29 protein-coding genes are annotated in these 25,628 nt (G+C 69.3%); 19 read left to right on the forward strand and 10 right to left on the reverse strand.

Annotation, left to right across the window (positions count from 1 at the left end):
• Window positions 1–28 precede the first annotated feature (28 nt).
• Window positions 29–634: a TetR/AcrR family transcriptional regulator gene (locus ASE12_RS01010; RefSeq protein ID WP_056395766.1), complete on the reverse strand. Its 606-nt coding sequence runs from the start codon at window positions 632–634 to the stop codon at window positions 29–31.
• 148 nt (window positions 635–782) lie between these two features.
• On the opposite strand from ASE12_RS01010, the gene ASE12_RS01015 reads away from it, so the two are divergent.
• Complete coding sequence (locus ASE12_RS01015) at window positions 783–2,003, forward strand: pyridoxal phosphate-dependent aminotransferase (RefSeq protein WP_157412765.1); 1,221 nt, start codon at window positions 783–785, stop codon at window positions 2,001–2,003.
• Window positions 2,004–2,018: 15 nt separating this feature from the next.
• Here ASE12_RS01015 and ASE12_RS01020 read toward each other — a convergent pair whose 3' ends face one another.
• Together ASE12_RS01020 and ASE12_RS01025 are read right to left on the reverse strand one after the other, a co-directional pair.
• Window positions 2,019–3,032, reverse strand: coding sequence for a hypothetical protein (locus ASE12_RS01020; protein ID WP_056395773.1), 1,014 nt, complete (start codon window positions 3,030–3,032; stop codon window positions 2,019–2,021).
• 74 nt (window positions 3,033–3,106) lie between these two features.
• Window positions 3,107–3,502 (reverse strand): iron chaperone, encoded by a 396-nt coding sequence (locus tag ASE12_RS01025; RefSeq protein WP_162255456.1) that lies wholly within the window; start codon window positions 3,500–3,502, stop codon window positions 3,107–3,109.
• Between the two features lie 144 nt (window positions 3,503–3,646).
• Here ASE12_RS01025 and dnaE point away from each other — a divergent pair, with 144 nt between their 5' ends.
• Window positions 3,647–7,180, forward strand: coding sequence for a DNA polymerase III subunit alpha (dnaE, locus tag ASE12_RS01030; RefSeq protein ID WP_056395781.1), 3,534 nt, complete (start codon window positions 3,647–3,649; stop codon window positions 7,178–7,180).
• Window positions 7,181–7,236: 56 nt separating this feature from the next.
• Complete coding sequence (locus ASE12_RS01035; protein ID WP_157412766.1) at window positions 7,237–7,659, forward strand: hypothetical protein; 423 nt, start codon at window positions 7,237–7,239, stop codon at window positions 7,657–7,659.
• 10 nt (window positions 7,660–7,669) lie between these two features.
• On the opposite strand, the gene ybaK is transcribed toward ASE12_RS01035, so the two are convergent.
• Window positions 7,670–8,161, reverse strand: a complete 492-nt coding sequence (gene ybaK, locus ASE12_RS01040; protein WP_056395786.1) for a Cys-tRNA(Pro) deacylase — start codon at window positions 8,159–8,161, stop codon at window positions 7,670–7,672.
• Window positions 8,162–8,195: 34 nt separating this feature from the next.
• Between ybaK and hisD the strand changes: the two genes are divergently transcribed.
• The 4 genes from hisD to hisH are packed head-to-tail and all read left to right on the forward strand — an operon-like array spanning window position 8,196 to window position 11,878.
• Window positions 8,196–9,509 carry a histidinol dehydrogenase gene (gene hisD, locus ASE12_RS01045; protein ID WP_056395790.1) on the forward strand — a complete coding sequence of 438 codons (1,314 nt, stop codon included), beginning with the start codon at window positions 8,196–8,198 and terminating at the stop codon, window positions 9,507–9,509.
• Window positions 9,509–10,585: a histidinol-phosphate transaminase gene (locus tag ASE12_RS01050; RefSeq protein WP_056395792.1), complete on the forward strand. Its 1,077-nt coding sequence runs from the start codon at window positions 9,509–9,511 to the stop codon at window positions 10,583–10,585. Before hisD ends, ASE12_RS01050 begins: the two co-directional genes overlap by 1 nt.
• Window positions 10,582–11,181: an imidazoleglycerol-phosphate dehydratase HisB gene (hisB, locus tag ASE12_RS01055; protein WP_056213368.1), complete on the forward strand. Its 600-nt coding sequence runs from the start codon at window positions 10,582–10,584 to the stop codon at window positions 11,179–11,181. The genes ASE12_RS01050 and hisB overlap by 4 nt, the downstream gene beginning before the upstream one ends.
• 58 nt (window positions 11,182–11,239) lie before the next feature.
• Complete coding sequence (gene hisH, locus ASE12_RS01060; protein WP_056395794.1) at window positions 11,240–11,878, forward strand: imidazole glycerol phosphate synthase subunit HisH; 639 nt, start codon at window positions 11,240–11,242, stop codon at window positions 11,876–11,878.
• Between the two features lie 20 nt (window positions 11,879–11,898).
• Here hisH and ASE12_RS01065 read toward each other — a convergent pair whose 3' ends face one another.
• Together ASE12_RS01065 and ASE12_RS01070 are read right to left on the reverse strand one after the other, a co-directional pair.
• Window positions 11,899–12,507, reverse strand: coding sequence for a hypothetical protein (locus tag ASE12_RS01065; protein WP_056395797.1), 609 nt, complete (start codon window positions 12,505–12,507; stop codon window positions 11,899–11,901).
• A gap of 122 nt (window positions 12,508–12,629) precedes the next feature.
• Window positions 12,630–13,331: an alpha/beta fold hydrolase gene (locus ASE12_RS01070; RefSeq protein ID WP_056395801.1), complete on the reverse strand. Its 702-nt coding sequence runs from the start codon at window positions 13,329–13,331 to the stop codon at window positions 12,630–12,632.
• Window positions 13,332–13,375: 44 nt separating this feature from the next.
• On the opposite strand from ASE12_RS01070, the gene priA reads away from it, so the two are divergent.
• Window positions 13,376–14,101, forward strand: a complete 726-nt coding sequence (gene priA, locus ASE12_RS01075; protein WP_056395805.1) for a bifunctional 1-(5-phosphoribosyl)-5-((5-phosphoribosylamino)methylideneamino)imidazole-4-carboxamide isomerase/phosphoribosylanthranilate isomerase PriA — start codon at window positions 13,376–13,378, stop codon at window positions 14,099–14,101.
• A gap of 16 nt (window positions 14,102–14,117) precedes the next feature.
• Here the strand turns inward: priA and ASE12_RS01080 are convergent, their stop codons facing one another.
• A complete protein-coding gene (locus ASE12_RS01080; RefSeq protein ID WP_157412767.1) occupies window positions 14,118–14,726 on the reverse strand; it encodes a hypothetical protein in 609 nt (202 codons plus the stop codon).
• 108 nt (window positions 14,727–14,834) lie between these two features.
• Here ASE12_RS01080 and hisF point away from each other — a divergent pair, with 108 nt between their 5' ends.
• Genes hisF through ASE12_RS01120 form a run of 8 tightly spaced genes read left to right on the forward strand, consistent with a single transcriptional unit; the run spans window position 14,835 to window position 21,382 of the window.
• Window positions 14,835–15,596 carry an imidazole glycerol phosphate synthase subunit HisF gene (gene hisF / locus ASE12_RS01085; protein WP_056395812.1) on the forward strand — a complete coding sequence of 254 codons (762 nt, stop codon included), beginning with the start codon at window positions 14,835–14,837 and terminating at the stop codon, window positions 15,594–15,596.
• Window positions 15,586–17,457 (forward strand): ABC transporter ATP-binding protein, encoded by a 1,872-nt coding sequence (locus ASE12_RS01090; RefSeq protein WP_082582007.1) that lies wholly within the window; start codon window positions 15,586–15,588, stop codon window positions 17,455–17,457. The genes hisF and ASE12_RS01090 overlap by 11 nt, the downstream gene beginning before the upstream one ends.
• Window positions 17,454–19,265, forward strand: a complete 1,812-nt coding sequence (locus ASE12_RS01095; protein WP_056395814.1) for an ABC transporter ATP-binding protein — start codon at window positions 17,454–17,456, stop codon at window positions 19,263–19,265. The genes ASE12_RS01090 and ASE12_RS01095 overlap by 4 nt, the downstream gene beginning before the upstream one ends.
• 23 nt (window positions 19,266–19,288) lie before the next feature.
• On the forward strand, window positions 19,289–19,627 hold the full coding sequence (gene hisI / locus ASE12_RS01100; protein ID WP_200954941.1) for a phosphoribosyl-AMP cyclohydrolase: 339 nt from the start codon (window positions 19,289–19,291) through the stop codon (window positions 19,625–19,627).
• Window positions 19,624–20,199 (forward strand): Trp biosynthesis-associated membrane protein, encoded by a 576-nt coding sequence (locus ASE12_RS01105; RefSeq protein WP_056395822.1) that lies wholly within the window; start codon window positions 19,624–19,626, stop codon window positions 20,197–20,199. The genes hisI and ASE12_RS01105 overlap by 4 nt, the downstream gene beginning before the upstream one ends.
• Before the next feature lie 37 nt (window positions 20,200–20,236).
• Window positions 20,237–20,440, forward strand: a complete 204-nt coding sequence (locus ASE12_RS01110) for an HGxxPAAW family protein (protein WP_056395824.1) — start codon at window positions 20,237–20,239, stop codon at window positions 20,438–20,440.
• Between the two features lie 13 nt (window positions 20,441–20,453).
• Window positions 20,454–20,951, forward strand: a complete 498-nt coding sequence (locus ASE12_RS20695; protein ID WP_056395826.1) for a DUF4190 domain-containing protein — start codon at window positions 20,454–20,456, stop codon at window positions 20,949–20,951.
• Between the two features lie 2 nt (window positions 20,952–20,953).
• Entirely contained in the window at window positions 20,954–21,382 is a 429-nt protein-coding gene (locus ASE12_RS01120) for a DUF2752 domain-containing protein (RefSeq protein ID WP_235508954.1), read from the forward strand.
• Between the two features lie 34 nt (window positions 21,383–21,416).
• Here ASE12_RS01120 and ASE12_RS20465 read toward each other — a convergent pair whose 3' ends face one another.
• Genes ASE12_RS20465 through ASE12_RS20470 form a run of 3 tightly spaced genes read right to left on the reverse strand, consistent with a single transcriptional unit; the run spans window position 21,417 to window position 22,635 of the window.
• Window positions 21,417–21,842: a DUF4190 domain-containing protein gene (locus tag ASE12_RS20465; RefSeq protein ID WP_082582009.1), complete on the reverse strand. Its 426-nt coding sequence runs from the start codon at window positions 21,840–21,842 to the stop codon at window positions 21,417–21,419.
• 45 nt (window positions 21,843–21,887) lie between these two features.
• Window positions 21,888–22,190, reverse strand: coding sequence for a DUF4190 domain-containing protein (locus ASE12_RS01130; protein WP_056395832.1), 303 nt, complete (start codon window positions 22,188–22,190; stop codon window positions 21,888–21,890).
• Complete coding sequence (locus ASE12_RS20470; protein WP_082582010.1) at window positions 22,183–22,635, reverse strand: DUF4190 domain-containing protein; 453 nt, start codon at window positions 22,633–22,635, stop codon at window positions 22,183–22,185. Before ASE12_RS20470 ends, ASE12_RS01130 begins: the two co-directional genes overlap by 8 nt.
• A 104-nt stretch (window positions 22,636–22,739) precedes the next feature.
• Here ASE12_RS20470 and trpC point away from each other — a divergent pair, with 104 nt between their 5' ends.
• From trpC to trpA, 3 genes are all read left to right on the forward strand, one after another.
• Window positions 22,740–23,546 carry an indole-3-glycerol phosphate synthase TrpC gene (gene trpC / locus ASE12_RS01140; RefSeq protein WP_056395838.1) on the forward strand — a complete coding sequence of 269 codons (807 nt, stop codon included), beginning with the start codon at window positions 22,740–22,742 and terminating at the stop codon, window positions 23,544–23,546.
• Window positions 23,547–23,608: 62 nt separating this feature from the next.
• On the forward strand, window positions 23,609–24,832 hold the full coding sequence (gene trpB, locus ASE12_RS01145) for a tryptophan synthase subunit beta (RefSeq protein WP_056395841.1): 1,224 nt from the start codon (window positions 23,609–23,611) through the stop codon (window positions 24,830–24,832).
• Window positions 24,829–25,626: a tryptophan synthase subunit alpha gene (gene trpA, locus ASE12_RS01150; RefSeq protein ID WP_056395845.1), complete on the forward strand. Its 798-nt coding sequence runs from the start codon at window positions 24,829–24,831 to the stop codon at window positions 25,624–25,626. The genes trpB and trpA overlap by 4 nt, the downstream gene beginning before the upstream one ends.
• Window positions 25,627–25,628: the final 2 nt, after the last annotated feature.

Below are 25,628 nucleotides of genomic sequence, written 5' to 3' on the forward strand. Positions count from 1 at the left end.
TTCCTTCTGTGTGGTGGTGGCAGTGCGCTCAGCCGCGAGTGACGGCCGGCATGATGACCTGGTCGATGACCCGGGTGATCAGGTCCTCGGTGGGTGTCTCGCCGAGGAAGAACAGGCGGTGCAGGACGATGCCCGGCAGGCACGGGCTGACCAGCGCGAGGTCGACGTCGGCGGCGATCTCGCCGCGTGCCTTCGCGCGCTCGAAGATCGCGTCGTTCACCGCGATCTTGGGGGCGACGACGTCGCGGCGGTAGACCTCCGCGAACTCCGGGTCCCGGCTGACCGCGGTGATCAGACTTCCGACGAGCGCCATCTGCTGACGGTCGGTGACGCCGCCCATCCCGCAGTAGGTCGCGATGAGGTCCCCGCGCAGGGTGCCCGTGTCGGTGACGACCGGCTCGCCCATGTGGGCGATCAGGGCGTCGATGACGAGCTGGGCCTTGCCGTTCCAACGACGGTAGAGCGTCGCCTTGGATGCCTTGGCCTCGGCGGCGACTGCGTCCAGCGTCAGGCGGTCGTAACCCACCTCGGCCAGCACCTGGAGCGTGGCGTCGAAGATCTCCTGCTCGCGCCCGCCTTCGACACGTGGGCGCGTCGAGGTGCCGGCAGATGCCTGCTGGGCTGCGGGGGACATGGGGACTCTCCTGTACGGATGAAACGGTACGGTTTCGTTTCAAGAACGTACGGCACGGTCCGCCTCCGGCACAAGTCCGGCCGTCGGGGCGGGTGTCATGAGGACGACACCTGCTCGGGCAGCTGCCGCGGTCGTGGACAATGAGTCCATGAGCATCGTGCGCCAGTCCGAGAAGCTGAGGGATGTCCTCTACGACATCCGTGGACCCGTCGCGTCACGAGCCGCCGCCCTGGAGGCCGAGGGCCACCGGATCATGAAGCTCAACATCGGCAACCCCCAGCCGTTCGGGTTCGACGCGCCGGCGGAGATCCTGCAGGACGTCATCGCGGCGCTGCCCAGCTCAGCCGGCTACTCCGACTCGCGTGGCATCCAGTCGGCCAGGCGCGCCGTGGTGCACCACTACCAGCTGCAAGAGGGCTTCCCGACGATCGACATCGACGACGTCTGGATCGGCAACGGCGTCTCCGAGCTGATCCAGATGGCGCTGCAGGCGTTGCTCGACAACGGCGACGAGGTCCTCGTGCCGGTGCCGGACTATCCGCTGTGGACCGCCGTCACCAACCTCGCCGGCGGGGTGCCGGTGCACTACCGGTGCGACGAGGACAACGACTGGAACCCCGACCTCGAGGACCTCGAGTCCAAGATCACCGACCGCACCCGCGTCATCGTCGTGATCAACCCCAACAACCCGACCGGCGCGGTCTACTCCCGCGAGACGCTCGACGCGATCGCCGACCTGGCCCGCAAGCACGACCTGGTCCTGATGGCCGACGAGATCTACGACAAGATCCTCTACGACGACGCGGTCCACATCCCGCTGGCGAGCGTCGCGCCCGACGTGCTGACGCTGACGTTCAACGGCCTGTCCAAGGCGTACCGGGTGTGCGGCTACCGCGCCGGCTGGCTCGTCGTGACCGGGCCCCTGGAGCGGGCCGGTGACTACCTCGAGGGCATCACGCTGCTCGCCTCGATGCGGTTGTGCCCCAACGTCCCGGCCCAGAACGCGATCCAGGTCGCGCTCGGCGGCTACCAGTCGATCAAGGAGCTCATCCTGCCCGGCGGGCGGTTGCTGGAGCAGCGCGACACCGCCGTCAACGAGCTGCGCAAGATCCCCGGCGTCAGCGTCGTCACCCCCAAGGGTGCCCTGTACACCTTCCCGCGCCTGGATCCTGACGTCTACCCGATCAAGGACGACCAGCAGCTCGTGCTCGATCTGTTGCTGCAGGAGAAGATCCTGCTGACCCAGGGCACCGGCTTCAACTGGCCGGACACCGACCACCTGCGCATCGTCACGCTGCCGTGGGCTCGCGACCTCGCCGAGGCCATCCAGCGGCTCGGCAACTTCCTGAGCACCTACCGGCAGGTCTGACCCGAAGGCGCGGAGTCAGTCGGCGGCGCGGAGGGCCTGGTGTACGTCGGCAGCTCCGTGGTCGTCGGCGTCCCTGAGCCGATCGGCCGCGAGGTCACCGGCCCGGCGTGCCGCGTTGAGCATGTGCCGCACCTGGTCGAAGTGGTTCGTCCAGTCACGCTTGAAGCCGTCGTTGCTGCCGACCCGTTCGTCGTCCGGCAGCATCCGACCGGCCCGGATCGCGAGCCGGATGTCCTCGAGCCGGTGCTCGGCCTGGTCGAGCGCGCGGGCGGCCTCGTGGATCACGTCGCCGACAGCGCGTACGGCCGCCGGGCCCGAGATGGTGTGGTGGGCCCCACCGTCGTCGTGGTCGCCGGACTCCTCGAACGCCACGTTCTGGTGGCGCGGGAGCTTCTCGTCGACCTGGTTGTCAGCGGTCTTGGCCTTCTGGACCAGGTCGGCGTACTCGTCGACGAGCCCCCGGACCGTGTGGCGGTAGGCCGTGATGGCCTGCTCGACCGCGCTGCCGTCCTCGAGCAGCATCGCCTGGGCGTGCGCACCACCGGAGCCGTCGGCGAACGTGACGCCGGCCTGTCGCTTCAGCTGCGTCAGGTGGGCGCCCGCGGCGTCGGAGTCGATGTGATGGATGAGCGCCTCCACGTTGGCCGGCGCGTTCTTGTGGCCGTGCAGGGCGTCGCGGAACGCGTCCCGGGCCTGGCGCCACCGCCGGCTGAGGTCGCCGACACCGTCCTGCGAGTGCGTGAGCACGTCGGCGGCGTGATCGATCGCATCGGCCAGCGTCTCGAGCTGCTGCGAGTCGGCGTCGAGCGTACGACCGGTGCGCTGCGCCGCGTGGGAGAGCGCAAGGACGATCCTGCCGCGCTCACCGTCCGGCGGGTTGGCCTGCTTGAGCTGGTCACTCGCCTGGTCGACCTGTCGGCAGAGGCCGCGAAGCCCCTGCACGGCGCTGCGAAGCTGTGCGGGCTGGCCCGGGATGCGGATCGTGTCGGGTCCGATCGGCCCGGCCACGAGCTCGGCGTGCAGCGTCATGATTCCCCCTGAAGTCCGACGAGTGCTGCCTGATTATGGCCGACAGGTACGCCGTTCCGCCACCTACACGCCGATCACCGCCCGGCCTGCTTGCGGGACACGAACGCTGCGACCTCCTCGCCACGGAACCGTGCGATGGCGTCGATGAGGTCGACCGGCAGCGGCTGGTCGAGCGGCAGCTGGATCGCGGACTTGCTGGTCCGGTAGGGCGCCAGCTCGTCGGCGAACCGGGCGTACGTCGCCGCGGTGGGGAACAGGTTGAGCGACGTGTGCTCGGTGTGGCCCGCGAACTGGATCACGACGACGCCGTCCTGCTTGTAGGCCGGGATGTTGTAGCTGATCGTCTCCTCGGCGTCGGGCAGCGCGGCGCGGATGATGCGCCGGGTCTCGGCGAGCCGCGGCTCGACGTCGTACGTCGCTGCCTCGACGTACTCGTCGACGGTCGTGAACTTCTGCTTGTCGTCGGTCACCACTCAGGTGTAGTCGACATGCGCCCGGAAGGACAATTTGAGCGTGGTGGCGGGACGACACGGTCCGTGTTGGTCCGGAGCGTCAGGCCCCTCGACTAGGCTGGAGCCCTTCCCCCACGATCGCGCCGAGGAGGCCATTTTTCGATGTCGAGCGACTCGCCATTCGTGCACCTGCACGTGCACACGGAGTACTCGATGCTCGATGGCCACGCCCTGCTCGACCCGTTGTTCGAACGCACCGCCGAGCTCGAGATGCCGGCGATCGCGATGACCGATCACGGCAACCTGCACGGCGCCTACGACTTCTACAGCAAGGCGAAGGCGCACGGGATCAAGCCGATCATCGGCATGGAGGCCTACCTCACGCCCAACATCCCGCGCACCGAGAAGAAGGCCGTGCAGTGGAACAAGGGCGGCGACGACGACGTCTCCGGACGCGGCGCCTACACGCACATGACGCTGCTCTCCGAGACGACAGAGGGCATGCACAACCTGTTCCGCATCGGGTCCTACGCGAGCCTCGAGGGGCAGTACCGCAAGCCGCGCGCCGACCGCGACCTGCTGCAGCGCTACGGCAAGGGCCTCATCGCGACCACGGGCTGCCCGTCGGGCGAGATCCAGACGTGGCTGCGCATCGGCAACTACGAGAAGGCGCGTGCATCGGCCGCGGAGTTCCAGGACATCTTCGGCAAGGAGAACTTCTTCCTCGAGCTGATGGAGCACGGGCTCGAGATCGAGGCCCGCGTACGTGAGGGGCTCCTGCGGCTCAAGGCCGACCTCGGCCTGCCGGTCATCGCCACCAACGACTCCCACTACGTCGCGCCCGAGGACGCCGAGGCGCACGACGCGTTGCTGTGCATCGGCACCGGCACGACGCTGGCCGACCCCAAGCGCTTCCGGCTCGACGGCGGCGGCTACTACATCAAGTCGGCCAAGGAGATGCGCGACCTCTGGGAGGACCGGTTCGACCTCAAGGAGGCGTGCGACAACACGCTGCTGATCGCCGAGCGGTGCGAGGTCGAGTTCACCGAGTCCAACGGCGGCTACATGGCGCGGGCCGACATCCCCGCCGGCGAGACCGAGGAGAGCTGGTTCGTCAAGGAGGTGTGGCGGGGCATCGAGTCGCGCTATCCCGGCGACAAGCTGACCGACGAGGTCCGCGCGCGCACCGAGATGGAGCTCGACGTCGTCCGCGAGAAGGGCTACTGCGGCTACTACCTCGTGGTCGCCGACTTCATCAACTGGGCCAAGGACAACAACATCCGCGTCGGTCCTGGTCGCGGCTCGGGTGCCGGCTCGATCGCCGCCTACGCCTTGCGGATCACCGACCTCTGCCCGCTGACCCACGGCCTGATCTTCGAGCGCTTCCTCAACCCCGAGCGTCCCTCGATGCCCGACTTCGACATCGACTTCGACGAGCGCCGGCGGGGCGAGGTCATCCGCTACGTCAGCAACAAGTACGGCGAGGAGCGCGTCGCGATGATCGCGACGTTCGGCCGGCTCAAGTCCAAGGCCGCCATCAAGGACGCCGCCCGCGTCATGGACTACCCGTTCGGCCACGGCGAGCGCATCACCAAGGCGTTGCCGCCCGACGTCATGGGCAAGGGCGTCGCCCTGCGGGACATCTTCGACAAGGACCACAAGCGCTACGGCGACGGTGCCGACTTCCGCCGCATGTACGAGGACGACGCCGACGTCCGCAAGATCTACGACACGGCGCTGGGGCTCGAGGGCCAGGTCCGCCAGTGGGGCGTCCACGCCGCGGGCGTCATCATGTCCAGCGACCCGCTGATCGACATCGTCCCGATCATGAAGCGCGAGCAGGATGGCGCGATCATCACCCAGTTCGACTACCCGATGTGCGAGGCGCTCGGGCTGGTCAAGATGGACTTCCTGGGCCTGCGCAACCTCACGGTGCTCGACGACGCCCTGGAGAACATCAAACGCAACCGCGACATCGACCTGGTCCTCGAGGACCTGACGTTCGACGACCCGGCGACGTACGACCTGCTGGCCCGGGGCGACACGCTGGGCGTGTTCCAGCTCGACGGCGGTCCCATGCGAGCGCTCCTACGCAGCATGAAGCCCGACAAGTTCGAGGACATCTCGGCCGTCGGTGCGCTCTACCGGCCCGGGCCCATGGGCGCGGACTCGCACAACAAGTACGCCCGCCGCAAGAACGGGCGCGAGCCGATCGACCCGATCCACCCCGAGCTCGAGGAACCGCTCGCCAAGGTGCTCGGCGAGACCTACGGCCTGATCGTCTACCAAGAGCAGGTCATGGAGATCGCGCAGGTCCTGGCGGGGTTCTCGCTCGGACAAGCCGACAACCTGCGCCGCGCGATGGGCAAGAAGAAGAAGTCCGAGCTCGACAAGCAGTACGCCGGCTTCCAGGCCGGCATGCTCGAGCGCGGCTATTCCCAGAAGGCGATCACGACGCTGTGGGACATCCTGCTGCCGTTCTCGGACTACGCGTTCAACAAGGCGCACTCCGCGGCCTACGGCGTCATCTCCTACTGGACCGCCTACCTCAAGGCCAACTACCCGGCCGAGTACATGGCCGCGCTGCTCACCAGCACGCGCGGCGACAAGGACAAGTCGGCGATCTACCTCAACGAGTGCCGCCGCATGGGCATCAAGGTGCTGCCGCCGGACGTCAACGAGTCGGTCTCCAACTTCGCGTCGGTCGGCGCCGACATCCGCTTCGGCCTCGGGGCGATCCGCAACATCGGCGAGAACGTCGTCGCCGGCATCGTCGAAGGACGCACCGAGAGCGGTCCCTACACCGACTTCAACGACTTCCTCAGCAAGGTGCCGACGCTCGTCTGCAACAAGCGCGTGCTCGACTCCCTGATCAAGGCCGGGGCGTTCGACTCGCTCGGTCACCGTCGCCGCGCCCTGACGACGGTCGCCGAGGAAGGCGTCGATCTCTACATCGACCTCAAGCGCCAGGCGGCGATCGGCCAGGACTCGCTGTTCGGCGGCGAGGACGACGCCTTCGCCGGTGGCACCGTCGACGTGCCCGACACGATGCCGGAGTGGGAGAAGACCCAGCTCCTGGCGTTCGAGCGCGACATGCTCGGCCTCTACGTCTCCGACCACCCGCTGCAAGGGCTCGAGCACGTGCTCCGCGCCAGCAGCGACTGCACGGTCGGCGAGCTGCTCACCGACCTCGATCGGCCCGACGGCAGCACCGTGCGCATCTGCGGCCTCATCACCGGGGTCCAACGACGCATGAGCAAGAAGGGCGACTCGTGGGCCTCGGTCACGATCGAGGACCTCGAGGGTGGGATCGAGGTCATGGTGTTCCCGGGCGCCTACCAGCTCGCCATGCCGGTGCTGATCCCCGACACGATCGTCGTCGTCAAGGGCCGGGTCCGCCGCAAGGACGAGGGGGTCGAGCTCAACGCGCTCGAGGTCACCCTCCCGGCGATGAACACCGGCGGGCCCGACCGTCCGCTGGTCGTCAGCCTGCCCGTGGCCCGCTGCACGACCGACACGATCAGCACCTTCAAGCAGGTGCTGGCGGCACACCCGGGCGTCTCCGAGGTGCACCTGCGCCTGATCGGCAACGGCTCGACCAAGGTCATGCGACTCGACGACAGCCTGCGTGTGGCACAGTCGTCCTCGTTGATCGCCGACCTGAAAGAGCTGCTGGGCCCCCATTGCCTCTCCTGAGAAGACTTCTGCTCTCTGCCGCCGCGATGCTCCTTGTGGGTGTCGCGGCAGGTTGCGTGTGGGAGCGGTTGGCCAGCCCGGCCGAGTGGGAGGTCACTCGGACGTCCCTGTCGATGGGCGAGGCCGCGTCCGAGGGCCAGTTCGCGGTCATCGTCGTGTTCGTCGTGGTCGGGATCGTGGCGTCACTGCTGCTCGGCGGTGTCCTGGCTTGGTCGCTGCGCGACATGGGCTGGGTGACCACACCGCTCGTGGTCCTGGCCACGGCCGGCGCCTCGGTGATCGCCTGGCGCGTCGGCGTCCACCTCGGTCCGCCGGACCCCTCGTCGGTCAAGGACGTCGCGGTCGGTGACCACGTCCCGGCGCGGCTGGCGATCGACGGTCTCGCCCCGTTCCTGGCGTGGCCGGTCTTCGGTCTGGTCGGTCTGATCGGCACGACACTGATCGTCACGACGCGCGACGAGCTCGCCCGGACCTACTGACCGCGCTGCCTCAGCGGGCGATGCGGGCGACGACAGCCTCGGTCAGCAGGATCAGGTCGCTCGGCTGCAGCTCGGCCTCGAGGCCCCGGCGGCCGCCCGACACGAAGATCGTCGGCCACTGCGCTGCGGTCTTGTCGATCACGGTCCGGTGCTTGCGCTTCTGGCCCAGCGGTGAGATCCCGCCGATGACGTAGCCCGTCGCCCGCTGCGCCTGTGCCGCATCAGCCATCTGGGCGCGCTTGCCTCCCAGGGCATCGGCGAGCGCCTTGAGGTCGAGCGAACCCATGACGGGCACGATGCCGACGCACAGCTCGCCGTCGATCTCGGCCATCAACGTCTTGAACACCCGTCCCGGCTCGACCCCGAGTGCTGCTGCGGCTTCCATGCCGAACGAGTCGGCACGTGGATCGTGGACGTACGTGTGGGGAGTGAACGGGATGTTGGCGCGATGGAGCGCGACGAACGCAGGCGTTGCGTCGGTGGGCTTCTTGTTGGCGGCCACCAACCCACGGTAGCCCGTCCGTAGACTTGGCGTCGTGATGCGACGTCTCGACCTGCGAAATCTGGAGCCCGATGCCGACGAGTGGCAATGGGTCTACAGCGCTGCTGTGCCGCGCGCCGAGATGGACGTCGAGCACGCGATGGCCGCGGTGCGGCCGATCTGTGAGGACGTGAAGTCGCGCGGTGCCGATGCGGTGCTCGACGCGGGGGAGCGCTTCGATGGCGTACGCCCTGCGCAGCTCCGGGTCCCGGCCGCCGCGATCAGCCAAGCCCTCGAGTCGCTCGCCCCCGACATCCGGGCGGGCCTCGAGGAGTCGATCCGCCGGCTGCGACAGACCTGCCAGGCAGAGCTCGAGCGCACGCTCGTCACCGATGTCGCACCGGGCGCGACGGTCGAGCGCCGGATCGTCCCGATGCAGCGCGTCGGCCTCTACGTCCCCGGGGGCCTGGCGCCGCTGGTCAGCACCGTGATCATGAACGCCGTTCCCGCCCAGGTCGCCGGAGTGCCCGGCATCGCACTCGCGAGCCCGCCCAACGCCGAGTTCGGCGGTTTGCCCCACCCGACGATCCTGGCGGCGTGCGGCCTGCTGGGGATCGACGAGGTCTACTCCGCCGGAGGAGCCCAGGCACTGGCCATGTTCGCCTACGGTGCAGGGGAGTGCCGTCCGGTCAACCTCATCACAGGGCCGGGCAACATCTACGTCGCCGCCGCCAAGCGCTACCTGCAGGGCACGGTCAGCATCGACGCCGAGGCCGGCCCCACCGAGATCGCGATCATCGCCGATGACACGGCCGACGCGGCGTTCGTCGCGGCCGACCTGATCAGCCAGGCCGAGCACGATCCCATGGCGGCGAGCGTGCTGATCACCGACAGCGAGCGGCTCGCCGACGCCGTCGACTCGGCGTTGCTCGACCAGATCGGCTCGGCAAAGCACGCCGACCGCATCCGCACGGCGCTCGAGGGCCAGCAGTCGGCCACCGTGCTCGTGCGCGACGTCGACCAGGCCGTCCAGGTTGCCAACGGCTACGCGGCCGAGCACCTCGAGATCCAGACCGTCGCCGCCGCGGACGTCGCCACCCGGATCGTCAACGCCGGTGCGGTGTTCGTCGGCTCGCACACGCCGGTGTCACTGGGTGACTACGCCGCCGGCTCCAACCACGTCCTGCCCACCGCGGGCTGCGCCTGCCACTCCTCGGGACTCTCGGTGCGGGCGTTCTGCAAGAACATGCACGTCGTCACGTACGACGAGGCGGCGCTTCGCGAGGTCGGCGATCACGTCGTGACGCTCGCCGAGGCGGAGAACCTGCCGTCGCACGGCGCGGCGGTGTCGATCCGGATGTCCCGCTGATGCCGCTGCCCGCGTGGGTGCCCATCCGCGACGAGCTCCGCGACGACGAACCGTACGGCGCACCTCAGCTCGACGTCCCGGTGCAGCTCAACACGAACGAGAACCCCTACGGTCCCAGCGAGCTCGTCGCCAAGGACATCGGTGACTCGGTGCGTGATGCCGCCCTGTCGCTCAACCGCTATCCCGACCGCGAGGCGACCGCACTGCGCACGGCCCTGGCGGCCTACCTGGGCCACGGACTGACCGCGGACCGGGTGTGGGCAGCCAACGGCTCCAACGAGATCATGCAGCAGGTGCTGCAGGCGTTCGGCGGCCCGGGCCGCACCGCGGTGTCGTTCGCCCCCACGTACTCGATGTATCCGGAGTACGCCCGCAACACCCACACCCGCTGGGTCGCCGGGCGAAGGCGAGACGACTTCGGCCTCGACGTGGACGCGGCGCTCGAGCTCATCGCGTCCGAACGTCCCGACGTCGTGATCCTCACCTCGCCCAACAACCCGACCGGCACCGCGCTGGACCCGGCACACACGCGCGCGATCGTCGAGGCGGCGCCCGGCATCGTCGTGGTGGACGAGGCCTACGCGGAGTTCCGGCGCGACGGCACCCCGAGCGCCCTCGAGCTGCTCGACGAGTTCCCCCGGCTGCTGGTGACCCGCACGATGAGCAAGGCGTTCGCACTGGCCGGTGGCCGGCTCGGCTACGTCGCGGCGGACGCCGCGATCATCGACGCGCTGCGCATCGTGCGCCTGCCCTATCACCTCTCAGCGGTGAGCCAGGCCGCTGCGACCGCTGCACTGCGGCACGAGGACGAGCTGCTGGCGCAGGTCGACGCCCTCCGGGTCACCCGCGACGAGACTGCGACCTGGTTGCGCGAGCAGGGATTCGAGGTCGCGGAGTCCGACGCCAACTTCATCCTGTTCGGGCGGTTCGACGACCGGCACGCGGTCTGGCAGGGCCTGCTCGACCACGGCGTCCTGATCCGCGAGGTCGGACCCCTAGAATGGCTGCGCGTGTCGATCGGCACGCCGGACGAGATGACCGCGTTCCGAGACGCACTCCTGGAGGTGACCCGATGACCCGCACTGCGCGCATCGAGCGAAAGACCTCGGAGTCGCACGTCGTGGTCGAGATCGACCTCGACGGATCAGGCATCAACGACATCTCGACGGGTGTCGGCTTCTACGACCACATGCTGACGGCGTTCTCGCGCCACTCGCTGATCGACCTGACGGTCAAGTCCGAAGGCGATCTGCACATCGACGCGCACCACACCGTCGAGGACACCGCGATCTGCCTCGGTGAGGCGATCCGCGAGGCGCTCGGCGACAAGGTCGGCATCCGGCGCTACGGCGACGCGCTCGTGCCGCTCGACGAGTCGATCGCGCAAGCCGTCGTCGACGTGTCGGGCCGGCCCTACTTCGTGCACTCCGGCGAGCCGGACCGGCAGATCACCGCGATCATCGGCGGGCAGTACACCGGCGCCCTGACCGCCCACGTCCTCGAGTCGATCGCCCACCACGCCGGCATCACGATGCACGTACGCCTGCTGGACGGCCGCGATCCGCACCACATCGCGGAGGCGCAGTTCAAGGCGGTCGCGCGTGCGCTGCGTGACGCCGTCGCGATCGACCCCCGCGAATCGGGGATCCCGAGCACGAAGGGTGCTCTGTGACCGAGCGCCAGCTGGGGGTCCCCCCGCGAGCTCTGCGAGCAGGGGGAGGGCACCGGCTGTGACGGGTCGGCCCCGCGTTGCGGTGCTGGACTACGGCTCTGGGAACCTCCGCTCGGCAGTACGTGCCGTCGAGCGCGCCGGGGCCGAGGCCATCCTCACCAGCGACGCGGCCACCGCGATCGAGGCCGACGGGCTGCTCGTGCCCGGCGTCGGCGCCTTCGAGGCCTGCATGCGTGGGCTCGTGGCGGTCGACGGCGTACGCATCGTGGAGCGCCGCCTGATCGCCAACCGACCGGTGCTCGGCATCTGCGTCGGCATGCAGATCCTGTTCGCCGAGGGCATCGAGCACGGCGTACGCACGGAGGGCTGCGGCGAGCTGCCCGGCGTCGTCGAGCGGCTCCAGGCGCCGATCGTGCCGCACATGGGCTGGAACACGGTCGAGCCCGGTGAGGGTTCACGGATGTTCGCCGGCATCGAGGACGAGCGGTTCTACTTCGTGCACTCCTACGGCGTCCGTGACTGGGTGCTCACCCAGCCACCGGCGATGCCGGCGCCGGCCGTGACGTGGACCGACTACGCGGGGGACCGCTTCGTCGCGGCCGCCGAGCACGGGCCGTTGTGGGCGACGCAGTTCCACCCGGAGAAGTCCGGTGACGCCGGGTCCCAGCTGTTGAAGAACTGGCTCGCGACGCTCTAGCGACGCGAGCCCAGGTCAGGTCAGCTGGACTTGAGCCACGTCGTCCAGCTCGCTGACTTGTAGGTCGTCGGCGAGACGCTCTCTTCGAGAAACGTCTGGACGTCGTCGGGGTCCTGCTGAGGCTCGCGAACCACCCAGACCTTGACCTTGATCTCCTTGGGCTTGTTGATGCAGCTGCGCGGTACGACGACGTTGATCCATCCGCTCTCGCCTGACCTGGTGGTGAATGTTGCGGAGCAGAGTCGCTTGAAGTTGCGGTCGTACACCGCGCCCTTGGTCTTTGAGCCGTTGCTCTGGACCCAGTAGCTTGGCCAGGTCTTGGCGCCCCGCACGCGGATGCCCGCATACGTGAAGGTCTTGTCCGTGGTGAGGTCTGCGAATCGCATCTGGATCGCCACGGATTTCTTGGTGTGCTTGACACGGGCGCTCGTCGCGTCGATCCCGGTGGCGATGCTGGTCGGGCCGTCGAGGATCGTGCCGGGGTCAAGGTCGTCGTCGACGCTGTACTGGACGACATCGGCTCGCAGGTCCTTGACCGTGGTCTCCTGGGCGACAGCCGACGTGGCGACCGCGGATACGAGTGCGGTGGCCACGATGCCGGTGCCGAGAAGCTGGCTGATGATGCGCATGGAGATCCTGTCCTGGTTGATGGGTAGGGGGACTCTAACCCATCGATCAGCCATTTCGGGACTGTTTGTCACAAAAGCGGAGCGCGCCGGTGGCCGAAGGGACGATCCCCGGCATCCAGCGCTCAGATCGCGTCGCGCAGCACCTCGGCGAGCTGCTCGGGCTTGGTGAACTGCGGCCAGTGACTGGTCGGCAGCTCGATGATCGTGACGTCCTTCATCTTGGGCAGCTCGGCGAAGTAGTCCTCGCCCGCCTCGGTGTAGGTGTCGATCTGCTCCTGCGTGAACGTCGTCGTGATGAGAGTGATCGGCACGCCGTAGCGCGCGTCGTCGGACAGCACCTGGGGATCCTGGGCGGCGGCCGCGGGATGCGGCACGGCGCGCTCGCGGAAGTCGGCGAGCTGCGCCTCGGTGAAGTCGTCGAGGTCGTGCGATCCGTCGGCGCGGAAGACGTCCCACTCCGGCAGCGGGAGGTCCGCACCGTCGGAGGGCAGGTGGGGATTGGTGGGCGTGCCGTGGGGGAGCGGCCCACTGTCGACGTAGACCGCTCGTGCGACCCGATCGGGGCGCTGGTCGACCGCAGCGTGGATGACCGTGCCGCCGCCGCTGTGCCCGACGAGCACGACAGGCCCGTCTGCCCGGTCGATCTCGGCGACGACCGCCGCGACGTGCTCGGCGAGGCCGATGCCGGCGCGATCGGTGTCGACCGACTCGAGGCCGGGGAGCGTGAGCGCGGTGACGTCATGGCCGGCGGCTTCGAGTGCGGGGGAGATGCGGTCCCACGACCATGCACCGAGCCAGAATCCGGGAACGAGGAGAAGCTTCATACCGACCACCGTAGGGGCCGACGGCGACAGATACGATCGCCTGCGTGACCCTCGAACTCCTCCCCGCCGTCGACGTCGCCGATGGACAGGCCGTGCGCCTCGTCCAGGGCGAGCTCGGCAGCGAGACGACCTACGGATCCCCGCTCGACGCAGCCCTGCAGTGGCAGTCCGACGGTGCGGAGTGGATCCACCTCGTCGATCTCGACGCCGCGTTCGGCAAGGGTTCCAACCGTGAGCTCCTCGCCGACGTCGTCGACCGGCTCGACGTCAAGGTCGAGCTGTCGGGTGGCATCCGCGACGACGCCTCGCTCGAGGCGGCACTGGCCACCGGCTGCACCCGCGTCAACCTCGGCACGGCCGCGCTCGAGAACCCGGAGTGGTGCCGCAAGGTCGTCGGCCAGTACGGCGACCAGATCGCGGTGGGCCTCGACGTGCGCGGCACGACGCTGGCGGCGCGTGGCTGGACGCAGGAGGGTGGAGACCTGTTCGAGGTGCTGGAACGGCTCGAGCGCGACGGCTGCGCCCGCTACGTCCTCACCGACGTCACCAAGGACGGCACCCTCACCGGGCCCAACCTCGACCTGCTGCGCCAGGTGTGCGAGATCACCGACAAGCCCGTGGTCGCCTCCGGCGGCGTGTCGAGCCTCGACGACCTCCGCGCGATCGCGTCGCTGACCGGTGTCGGCGTCGAGGGCGCCATCGTCGGCAAGGCCCTGTACGCCGGCGCGTTCACCCTGCCCGAGGCGCTCGCCGCGGTCGCCCACGCCTGAGGTCCACGAGGCGGAGTCAGCAACCGCTGCGCATGAGCTCCGGACGCTTGCCGTGCGTGACCTCGATGAACGACACCTTCGACGAGTCCTTGATGGTCGACGGTGTCGCGTCACCGAACAGGAAGCCGATGTAGTCGTCGCCCGCCGACAGGAACGCGCCGGCCTGGTCGAAGCCTGCCTTGGAGACGGCCGACAGCTCGGGGTATGCCGCCTTGACGTCCGCGAGCGTGCTGCCGACGCCGATGCCTTCCTCGGTCTTGGGTCCGACGGCCGTGACGCCGAGCGACCCGATGCTGCCGTCCTCTCGGGTCAGCACGTCGACGCCCGCGAACTCCTTCTTCCACTGCAGCTCGAACGTGCAGCCCTCGACGCCCTTGACGTCCGCGTCGAAGAGTCCGGTGGCGACGGCCTCGTCCTTCGTGATGCCGGCATTCACGGGGCCGATCGCTCCGGGCTTGATGACCAGGTCGCTGGAGCTGCCGGGCGCCTCCGGCGTCGCCTGTGTGGGTGTCGGGGTTGCCGTGGTCTGCTCGACGGTGAAGTCCGTGTCGCCGTTCGGGGGTTCGCTGCCGCAGGCAGACGTGAACAGGACGAGCACCGCGACGGTGCCGAGCATGCGTTTCATGGAGGTCCTCCGACCGGCCAGGTTGTCTCGACCGTAGTGGGTACGGTCGCCGGTTGGCGGGATTTCCCCGAGGGATGAGACGTCCGTGCCGAGGGATAGGCTCGTCCGGTGAGCCTCGCCGTACGTGTCATCCCGTGCCTGGACGTCGACAACGGCAGGGTCGTCAAGGGCGTCAACTTCGTCAACCTGCGCGATGCCGGCGACCCGGTCGAGATGGCCAAGGTCTATGACGCCGAGGGCGCCGACGAGCTCACGTTCCTCGACATCACGGCGTCGTCCGACAGCCGTGACACGACGTTCGACGTCGTGGGCCGCACCGCCGACCAGGTGTTCATCCCCCTGACCGTCGGCGGCGGAGTCCGTACGCCCGAGGACGTCGACCGGCTCCTGCGGGCGGGAGCGGACAAGGTCGGAATCAACACCGCAGCCATCGCGCGGCCCGAGGTCATCGCCGAGATCGCCCACCGGTTCGGCAACCAGGTCCTGGTCCTGAGCGTCGACGCGCGCCGCAGCCCGGATCAGCCGAGCGGGTTCGAGGTGACGACGCACGGGGGTCGTACGTCGGCGGGTCTCGACGCCGTCGAGTGGGCGCGCACCGCCACCGAGCTGGGTGCCGGAGAGATCCTGCTCAACTCGATGGACGCCGACGGCACCAAGGACGGCTTCGACCTGGAAATGATTCGGGCGGTCCGTGGCGTTACACAAGTGCCACTCATCGCGAGTGGTGGCGCCGGACGGCTCGAGCACTTCCCAGCGGCCGTCGATGCCGGCGCCGACGCAGTGCTCGCCGCGAGCGTGTTCCACTTCGGCGACATGACCATCGGACAGGTGAAAGAGACGTTGCGAGCTGCAGGACACTGTGTCCGATAGGACGACGGCCGGCCCCACGACGGCGGCCCAGCCCGAGCCGGACGAGCGTGACCTCGGAACGACCGACCACACCCATGTGACCGGTCGTGGTTTCGCGCTGCTCGGCCAGGGCATCCGCGAGCAGCGGTTCCTGTTCACCCTCTCGGTGATCGGCAGCATCCTCTACGGCGCCATGACGGTCGCCGACGCCTGGGTGCTCGGCTGGGCCACCGACCACGTGATCCGCCCGTCGTTCGCCCGCGGCGAGATCGCCAAGGGCGCGCTGGCCGGCGCGATCGCGCTGTTCCTCGCCGTGGCCATCCTGCGTGGCCTCGGTGTCATCGGACGCCGGCTCATCGGCGGCGTCGTGTTCTACCGCCTCATCGCCGACTACCGCCGCCGGGTCACCCGCAAGTACCTCTCGCTGCCGATGGCGTGGCACCACCGCCATCCGACGGGGCAGCTGCTCTCCAACGCCAACGCCGACGTCGAGGCGACCTGGTCGGTCTTCATGCCGCTGCCGATGGCCGTCGGCGTCATCGCGATGCTGGTCGCCGCGATCGTCGCGATGCTGGCGGCCGACGTGGTGCTGACGATCGTCGGGCTGATCGTCTTCCCGGCGCTGTTCGCCATCAACGTGTTCTACCAGCGTTGGCTCTCGCCCAAGGTCTCGTACGCCCAGTCGCTCCGTGGTGACGTGAGCTCGGTCGCCCACGAGTCGTTCGACGGGGCGCTGGTGGTCAAGTCGCTCGGTCGCGAGGCCGACGAGACGGAGCGGTTCACCAAGGTCACGCACGAGCTGCGCGACGCCAACATCGCCGTGGGCCGCATTCGCAGCATGTTCGACCCGTTGCTCGAGGCGCTGCCCAACCTCGGCATCCTGCTGGTCATCGTGCTCGGTGTGGGGCGGGTCGCCAGCGGTGCCGCCGACCCGGGCGACGTCGTCCAGGTGGCCTACCTCTTCACGGTCGTGGCCTTCCCCGTACGCGCGATCGGCTGGGTCCTCGGTGAGCTGCCGCGAAGCGTGGTCGGCTGGGAGCGGGTGTCGTCGGTGCTGGACGCCGAGGGCTCGATGGCTTACGGCTCACGCACGCTGCCCGGCAGCGGACCGGTGGCGCTCGACATCGACGGGCTGACGTTCGGCTTCGCTGACCCTTCGACAGGCTCAGGAACCGCGGTGAAGGACGTCCTGCGGGGCATCGACGTCGAGGTCGAACCCGGCAAGGTCGTGGCGGTCGTGGGTGCGACGGGCAGCGGCAAGAGCACCCTGACGTCGCTCCTGACCCGCCTCGTCGACCCGCAGCACGGTGCGATCCGGGTCGACGGGCACGACATCCGCGAGCTGAGCCACGCCGAGCTCGCCAAGGCGATCGCGGTCGTTCCGCAGGCCACGTTCCTGTTCGACGACAGTGTGCGCGAGAACGTCACCCTCGGCGGCGACTTCTCCGACGAGGACGTCTGGGCCGCTCTGCGCACGGTCCAGGCGGACGGGTTCGTCGCCCGGCTCCCCGAGGGGCTCGACGCGGAGCTCGGTGAGCGCGGCACGACGTTGTCCGGCGGGCAGCGCCAGCGACTGTCGCTGGCCCGCGCGCTCGTACGCCGGCCGCGCCTGCTGGTGATGGACGACGCCACGAGCGCCGTCGACCCTGAGGTCGAGCAGCGCATCCTCAAGGCCCTGGCTGCCCACACCGCCGACGATGACGGGCCGACCGTGCTCGTCGTCGCCTACCGCAAGGCCACGATCGCGCTCGCCGACGAGGTCGTGTTCCTCGACAACGGCGTCATCGCCGACCGTGGCAGCCACGACGAGCTGGTCGCCCGTTCGGCCGACTACCGCAACCTCGTCAACGCCTACGACCACGCCCGGGAGGTGGAGTCATGAGCACTGAAGCTTCCGAAGAGGGACGGCTGACCGGCATCGCGATCCTGCGGCGCGGTCTGGCCCTCTCGCCGGCGATCAAGGAGGGCCTCGGCCTCACCCTGCTGCTGGCGATCCTCAGCACGATCGGCGGATCGGTCATCCCGATCGTCATCAAGCAGACGGTCGACTCCGGTCTCGGCAAGGGCCACAGCACCGAGCTGAGCGATGTCGCCGGCTACCTGCTCGCCGCCCTCGGCATCATCGTGGCCTCGAGCCTGCTGGCCTACTGGATGCGCGTACGCCTGTTCGTGGCGAGCGAGCGTGGCCTGGCCCAGCTGCGCGTCGACGCGTTCCGGCACGTCCACGACCTGTCGATGCTGACCCAGAACGCCGAACGTCGTGGCGTCCTGGTCTCGCGGGTCACGTCCGACATCGACCAGGTCTCGCAGTTCCTGCAGTTCACCGGGATCATGATGGTCGTCAGCCTCGGGCAGATCGTCGTGGCGACGGTGATCATGGCCTGGTTCTCGTGGCAGCTGACGATCGTCGTCTGGGTCTGCTTCCTGCCGCTGGCCATCAGCCTCAAGTACTTCGCCGAGCGGCTCAGCCGGGCCTACGACATCGTGCGCGGGACCGTCGGCGAGATGCTCGCGGTCATCGCCGAGCCCGTCGTGGGCGCCTCCGTCGTCCGGGCCTACGCGATCGAGCGTCGCACGCAGGAGCGGGTCGACGCGGGCATCGGTCGCAACCTCGACGCCAACGTCCGGGCCCAGAAGCTCGTCGCCGTCACGTTCGCGTCGGCAGGCGTCGCCGGCGGTCTCGCCAACGCCGCCGTCATCGCGTTCGGCGTCGCGATCGGGCTGTCCGGCCAGCTGTCGATGGGCACGGTGATCGCGTTCGCGTTCCTCGTCGGGCTGTTCGTCGGCCCCGTGCAGATGGCCACCCAGGTGCTCACCGACGCCCAGAACGCGATCGCCTCGTGGCGCCGCGTCATCGAGCTGCTCGACACCCCGGCCGACGTCGTCGATCCCGGCGAGGCCGGCACCACGTTGCCCGGAGGCACGCTCGGTGCACGGTTCGAAGGCGTGACGTTCGCCTATCCCGGTGGACCGGACGTCCTCAAGGACATCGACGTCGAGATCCCGCCGCGCCAACGCGTCGCGATCGTGGGCGAGACCGGCTCGGGCAAGACCACGTTCGCCAAGCTGCTCACCCGGCTCATGGACCCGACCGCGGGAGTCGTACGCCTGGGCGACACCGACATCAGCCAGGTGTCCTTCGACGACCTGCGCCGGCACGTCCTGATGGTGCCGCAGGAGGGCTTCCTGTTCGACGCCACCCTGCGCGACAACCTGCTCTACGGCAAGAAGGACGCGACCGAGACCGAGCTCCTCGAAGTCTTCGACCGGCTCGGCCTCTCCGACTGGTACGCCGCGCTGCCTCGCGGGCTCGACTCCCAGGTCGGTCAGCGTGGCGAGTCGCTGTCGGCGGGGGAGCGGCAGCTCGTGGCACTCGTACGCTCCGCGCTCGCCGATCCGGAGTTCATCGTGCTCGACGAGGCGACCAGCGCAGTCGACCCGCAGACCGAGCTACGGGCGACCCGCGCCCTCGACCGGCTGCTCGAGGGCAGGTCCAGCGTGACGATCGCGCACCGGCTGTCCACGGCCGAGAACGCCGACCGCGTCCTCGTCTTCGACGCCGGCCGGCTCGTCGAGGACGGCACGCACGCCGAGCTCGTCGACCTCGGCGGGGTCTACGCCCGGCTGCACGCGAGCTGGGTCGCGCAGGCCTCGCTCTCGAGCCACCACCCGGTCGTCGACCCGGTGTGAGTGCGCCTGAGACACTGGTGGGCGTGAGTTCCCTCGACCCCGCCATCGCGGCGCGCCTCAAGCGCGACGCCCATGGCCTCGTGACCGCCGTGATCCAGGACGCCGAGAGCCGTGACGTGCTCATGGTCGGCTGGATGGACGACGAGGCGCTCCACCGCACCCTGACGACCCGGCGCGGGACGTTCTGGAGCCGCAGCCGGCAGACCTACTGGGTCAAGGGCGAGACGTCGGGCAACACCCAGGCGGTGCGCGAGGTCCGGCTCGACTGCGACGGCGACACCCTGCTCGTGCTGGTCGACCAGACCGGCCCGGCGTGCCACACCGGCGCGCGCACGTGCTTCGACGCGGACCAGCTGTTGTGAGCTCCCGTCGCCTCTACGCACCCGTCGTGCTCGGCACGCTTGCCGCCGGCGGCCTGGCGTTCTTCGCCGCCTCCCGCACCTGGGCACACGTCAAGGTCGCGACCGACGGTCTGCCGTCGGACTCGGTCGACGTCACCGGCGCGGACGCGCAGCCCCTCGTCTCGGCGCTCGCGCTCGTCGTCATCGCGGCGGCCCTGGCCGTCCTGGCGTCGTCGCCTCGCGTACGCCGGGTGGTCGGCGCGTTCACGGTGCTGGTCGCCCTCGCCGCAGCCGCCGTCGTGCTGCTCGACGGCTCGGCACTCGACAACGCCGTCGACCATGCCGTCAAGGAGTCACCGGCCTTCACCGGCGCCGGCGACCACGACTTCACGGCGTCGGCATGGAAGTACGTGACGGTGCTCGCCCTTCTCCTCGCGGCAGCTTTCGGTGCGATCACGGCGAAGCTCGGAGCGACGTGGCCCACCATGAGCAGCCGCTACGACGCCCCGGCCGCGCGCCCGGCCGTCACCGCCCCGCAGTCCGATGCCGAGATGTGGAAGGCGTTGGACGAGGGTCGCGATCCCACCCAGTAGTCTGAGCGCAGTTCACGACCACGAGGAGAATTCACCCATGCACGGATCATCGCCCGCCGCCTGGACCGCCGTCCTGCTGTGCCTCGCCGGCATCACGATCGGTGGCGTTGCGCTGATTCCGGATCCGCACTGGCCGTGGTTCATCGTCGGGTGCGTCGTGACCCTCGGCTCCGGCCTCGTGGGCAAGTTCATGGCGGCCGCCGGCCTCGGCGTCGACCGCGCCGAGCACTCCGAGCACTGAGAGTCGTACGCCCATGAGCAACGAGCCCCCGCAGTACCCCGGATATCCCGGCCCGGACGAGTCGCAGCCCCAGCAGCCCGGCGAGCAGCCTCCTCCGCCGCCCGGTTACGGCCAGGCGCCGCCCGCGTACGGCCAGCAGCCGCCTCCTCCTCCGGGATACGGGCAGCAGCCCTCAGGCCAGCCCGCGTACGGCCAGCAGGCCTACGGCCAGCCCGCGTACGGCCAGCAGCCCTACGGCTACGGCTACGCGCCGCCTCCACGGACCAACCAGAAAGCCATGTGGGGGATGATCGTCGGCATCGTGTCGATCGTGTTCTGCTACGTCGGCGTGCTCATCGGACCCGCGGGGATCATCCTGTCGGTCATGGGTCGCAAGGACATCAAGCGGAGCAACGGCGCCGAGACCGGTGACGGCATGGCGATCGCCGGCTTGATCACATCCATCGCGGGCACCGTGCTGTGGCTCGCCCTCGACGTGCTCCTCGTCCTCGCGATCATCAACGACTGGTGACCATGATGCCGAGGGTCGAGGTCGAGCGCCGCGTGTCGGCGTCCGCCCTTCGCGCCCCGGCCCTGGTCGGCGCGGCCGGCCTCGGCGCTGCCGTGCTGCTGCACTTCCACGACCCGCACGACTCGGGCTCCTACGGCTACTGCCCGTTCCTGACGCTCACCGGCAAGCCCTGCCCGGGCTGTGGTGGCCTCCGGGCTGTCAACGACCTGACGCGGGGCGACCTGGTCGGGGCCATCAGCAGCAACGTCCTCGCGGTCGCGTTGGTCGCTGCGCTGGCGGTGGCGTGGGTGCTCTGGGTCGCCCGCAGGCTGCGAGGCCGGGTCGACTCCATGATCACGCTGAGCCTGCCGGCCGGGTTCGCCCTGATGGCTGTCGTGGCCGTCTTCGGGATCGTCCGCAACACGCCATGGGGATCCTGGCTCGCGCCCTGACCGGAGTCTCACGGGTCAGAGCGCGAGCGGCCCGTCAGTTGCTCGACGTCGAGAAGTTGTAGTCGATCACGCCGGTGGCGAGCAGGATGATGTTGATGACCCCGAACACGATCGAGATGATGCCGAGCACGAATCCGGCCGTGGCCATGCCCTGACCCGTCTGCGAACCGCCAGAGGCGCGGATCTCGCTCTTGGCCTGGCTGCTCAGGATCAGCGCAGGGATGCCGGTGAAGAATCCGCAACACACGATCCCGATGATCCCGAGGATCATCGACCACATCGCCTTCTTGTTCTGCTGCGGTGGGCCTCCGTAGCCGCCGTACCCCCCGGGTGCCGGAGGCTGCCCGCCAGGGGGTGGCGGATATGAGCCCTCGGGCGGCGGTGGGGTCGAGCCGTAGCTCGGCAGGCCACTGGTGGACGGAGTGGGTTCGCCCGGATTCGGGGGCGTCTCGTTCGTCATCTCGCGAGCATAGAGGGATGGCCGACGATTCGCAGCCGGACAGCGTCAGCGTGTCATGACGGACGCCAGCAGCCACGACAGCACCACGAGCGCAACCGTCGTGGCCCCGATCGTCAGCCCGACGATCGCCGTCATGTCACCACCCTCGACGTTGTTGGGGTCGCGGATCTCGAGGCGGGCATGCAGGCCGCAGGTCAACGACGGCACCGCCAGCACGAACGCGAGGAGCGGGCTGACGAACGCGCACGGGAACGCCACCGCCCCGAAGATCACGCTGTAGACCGCCTTGCGGTTGGTCGGGAGCGATGGTCCGCCGTCGGGTGTGTCCGGCGGCGTTTCTTCAGGCACTCGCCAGCGAGATCCGGACGACGATCAGGATGAGCCAGCCCACGACGCCGATGATGCCGAGGATCAAGCCTGCCTTGGCCTGTCCCTCTCCGGTCTGCCAGCCGCGGGAGTGCTGGATCTCGGCCTTGGCCTGGTTGGACAGCACGATCGCGACGATGCCGAAGATGATGCCGCAGCAGAACAGCGAGAAGATGCCGGTGATCATCGACCACAGCGCCTTCTTGTTCTGCTCGGGCGCCGGCGGTCCATAGCCACCCGGTGCCGGGGGATAGCCGCCGGGAGGCGGATAGCCGCCAGCGGGTGGGTAGCCTCCGGCTGGCGGCGGCGGTGGCGGGTAGCCACCGGGAGGCTGGGGCGCCGACCCGTATCCGGGTGGCGGTGGGTTCGTGGGGTCGTTGCCGGACGGGTTGGGGTCGCCCGGGTAGGACGGCGGCTCGTTCGTCATGCCGAGAGCATAGTGACAAGGCGACTCCGGGGAACCCCTGCGTGACACGCGCCGCGCCGGGGATACTCTTGAGAAGTCCACTGCGAGTGAGGAGGAGGGGTTCCGTGTCCGTGCTCGACGAGATTCTGGCCGGCGCCGCCGACGACCTCCGCGAGCGCATGGACAAGACGTCCCTCGACGAGCTCAAGGCCCAGGCCGCTCGCCAGAAGGAAGCGCTCGACCCGATGCCGGCCTTCCGGGGCGACGGCGTCTCGGTCATTGCCGAGGTCAAGCGCGCGAGTCCCAGCAAGGGTGAGCTCGCCGCGATCAAGGATCCCGCCGCGCTGGCTGCTGACTATGCGGCCGGTGGTGCCGCCGCGATCAGCGTCCTCACCGAGCAGCGACGGTTCGGCGGCACGCTCGACGACCTGCGGACCGTACGCGCCAACGTCGACGTCCCGGTGCTCCGCAAGGACTTCATCACGACGTCCTACCAGCTGTGGGAGGCGCGCGCCGCCGGCGCCGACATGGCACTGCTGATCGTCGCCGCCCTGGAGCAGCTCGCCCTCGAGAGCCTCATCGAGCGGGCCCGGTCGATCGGCCTCACGCCACTCGTCGAGGTGCACGACGAGGACGAGGTCGACCGCGCAGTCGACGCCGGTGCCGACCTGATCGGCGTCAACGCCCGCAACCTCAAGACCCTCGAGATCGACCGTGGCACGTTCGAACGCCTGTCGCCACGCATCCCTGACGGCGTCGTCAAGGTCGCCGAGTCCGGCGTACGTGGTCCGCACGACGTCATCGAGTACGCCAAGTGCGGCGCTCACGTGGTCCTGGTCGGCGAGACCCTCGTACGCGGTGACGATCCCCGCGCGAGCGTGGCGGATCTCGTCGCAGCGGGCGCTCACCCCGCCCTGCAGCACCGCTGGTAGAGGCGTCATCGTTCCGACGGTGACGCGCCTTCGCCCTGCCACTTCCACACCCATGAGGACCCATGTACGCACAACCTGACTCGACCGGGCACTTCGGGCGCTTCGGCGGCCGCTTCATGCCCGAGGCACTCATCGCTCCGCTCGACGAGCTCGATCGGGCCTGGACCGAGGCCAAGGCCGATCCGGCGTTCATGGCCGAGCTCGACCGCATGCTGCGGGAGTACGCCAACGTGCCGAGCCCGCTCTACGAGGCACACCGCTTCTCCGAGGCCGCCGGCGCCCGCATTCTGCTCAAGCGCGAGGACCTCAACCACACCGGCGCGCACAAGATCCGCAACGTGATCGGCCAGGCGTTGCTCGCCAAGCGCATCGGCAAGCCGCGCGCCATCGCCGAGACCGGAGCGGGACAGCACGGCGTGGCGTCGGCGACGGCGTGCGCCTACCTCGACCTCGAGTGCGTCGTCTACATGGGCGAGCTCGACACGCAGCGCCAGGCGCTCAACGTCGCGCGCATGAAGATGCTCGGTGCCGAGGTCGTGCCGGTCACGACCGGCAGTCGTACGTTGAAGGACGCGATCAACGAGGCCCTGCGTGACTGGGTCGCGAGCGTCGACACGACGTCCTACCTGTTCGGCACCGCCGCCGGCCCGCACCCGTTCCCCAGCATGGTGCGCGACCTGACCCGCGGCATCGGCGACGAAGCACGCGCCCAGGTGCTCGAGCTCACCGGCACGCTGCCCGACGCCGCCGTGGCGTGCGTGGGTGGCGGCTCCAACGCGATCGGGCTGTTCACGGCCTTCATCGACGACGCCGACGTCAAGCTCGTCGGCATCGAGGCCGGCGGCGACGGGGTCGAGACCGGTCGCCACGCGGCGACGATCACCGGCGGTGACGTCGGCGTGCTGCACGGCGCGCGCTCGTTCCTGCTGCAGGACGAGGACGGCCAGACGATCGAGTCGCACTCGATCTCGGCGGGTCTCGACTATCCCGGCGTGGGCCCTGAGCACTCGTTCCTCGCCGACACGGGCCGTGCGTCGTACGTACCGGCGACGGATGCTGCCGCGATGTCGGCGTTCGACCTGCTCTGCAAGACCGAGGGCATCATCCCGGCCATCGAGTCGGCGCACGCACTCGCCGGTGCGCTTGAGCTGGCCAAGGAGCTGGGACCCGACTCGACGATCCTGGTCAACCTCTCGGGCCGTGGCGACAAGGACGTGCACACGGCTGCGGAGTACTTCGGGCTGATCGAGGAGCCGGTGGTGCTGGAGCAGGGGGTCGAGGAATGAGCTCCATCGACGAGTTGTTCGTGCGTACGCGCGCGGCTGACCGTGCGGCGCTCGTCGGCTACCTGCCGGCGGGTTTCCCGTCCAAGGAGCTGTCGATCAAGGCGATCGAGGCGATGGTCGAGGGCGGGGTCGACCTCGTCGAGGTGGGGCTGCCCTACAGCGACCCGGTCATGGACGGTCCGACGATCCAGGCCGCCGCGGACCAGGCTCTGCGGGCCGGCACACGTACGACCGACGTGATCGACGTCGTGCGCGCGAGCGCTGCGACGGGTGCTCCGACGGTCGTCATGACGTACTGGAACCCCGTCGAGCGCTTCGGCGTCAACCGGTTCGCCGAGGCGCTGGCCGAGGCGGGGGGAGCGGGCCTCATCACGCCGGACCTGATCCCCGACGAGGCGTCCGAGTGGGTTGCCGCGTCCGAGCAGTACGGCCTCGACCGGATCTTCCTCGTCGCGCCGTCGTCGACCGATGAACGCCTCGCGATGACGGCTGACGCGGCCAGCGGATTCGTCTACGCCACCGCCGTCATGGGCGTCACCGGTGCCCGCGAGCAGACCAGCGCGCTCGGCCCCGAGCTCGTCGCCCGGCTGCGCAAGGTGACGGACAAGCCGGTCGGCGTCGGCCTCGGCGTGAGCAACGGCCAGCAGGCCCGCGAGGTCGCCGCGTTCGCCGATGCGGTGATCGTGGGGTCCGCCCTCGTACGCTGTCTGCTGGATGCCGAGGACGAGTCCGCCGGGCTCGAGGCCATCCGCCGGTTGGCCCAGGACCTGCGCGCCGGCGTCGAGAGGACCTAGAT

Source organism: Aeromicrobium sp. Root236 (genome assembly GCF_001428805.1).
GTDB lineage: Bacteria > Actinomycetota > Actinomycetes > Propionibacteriales > Nocardioidaceae > Aeromicrobium.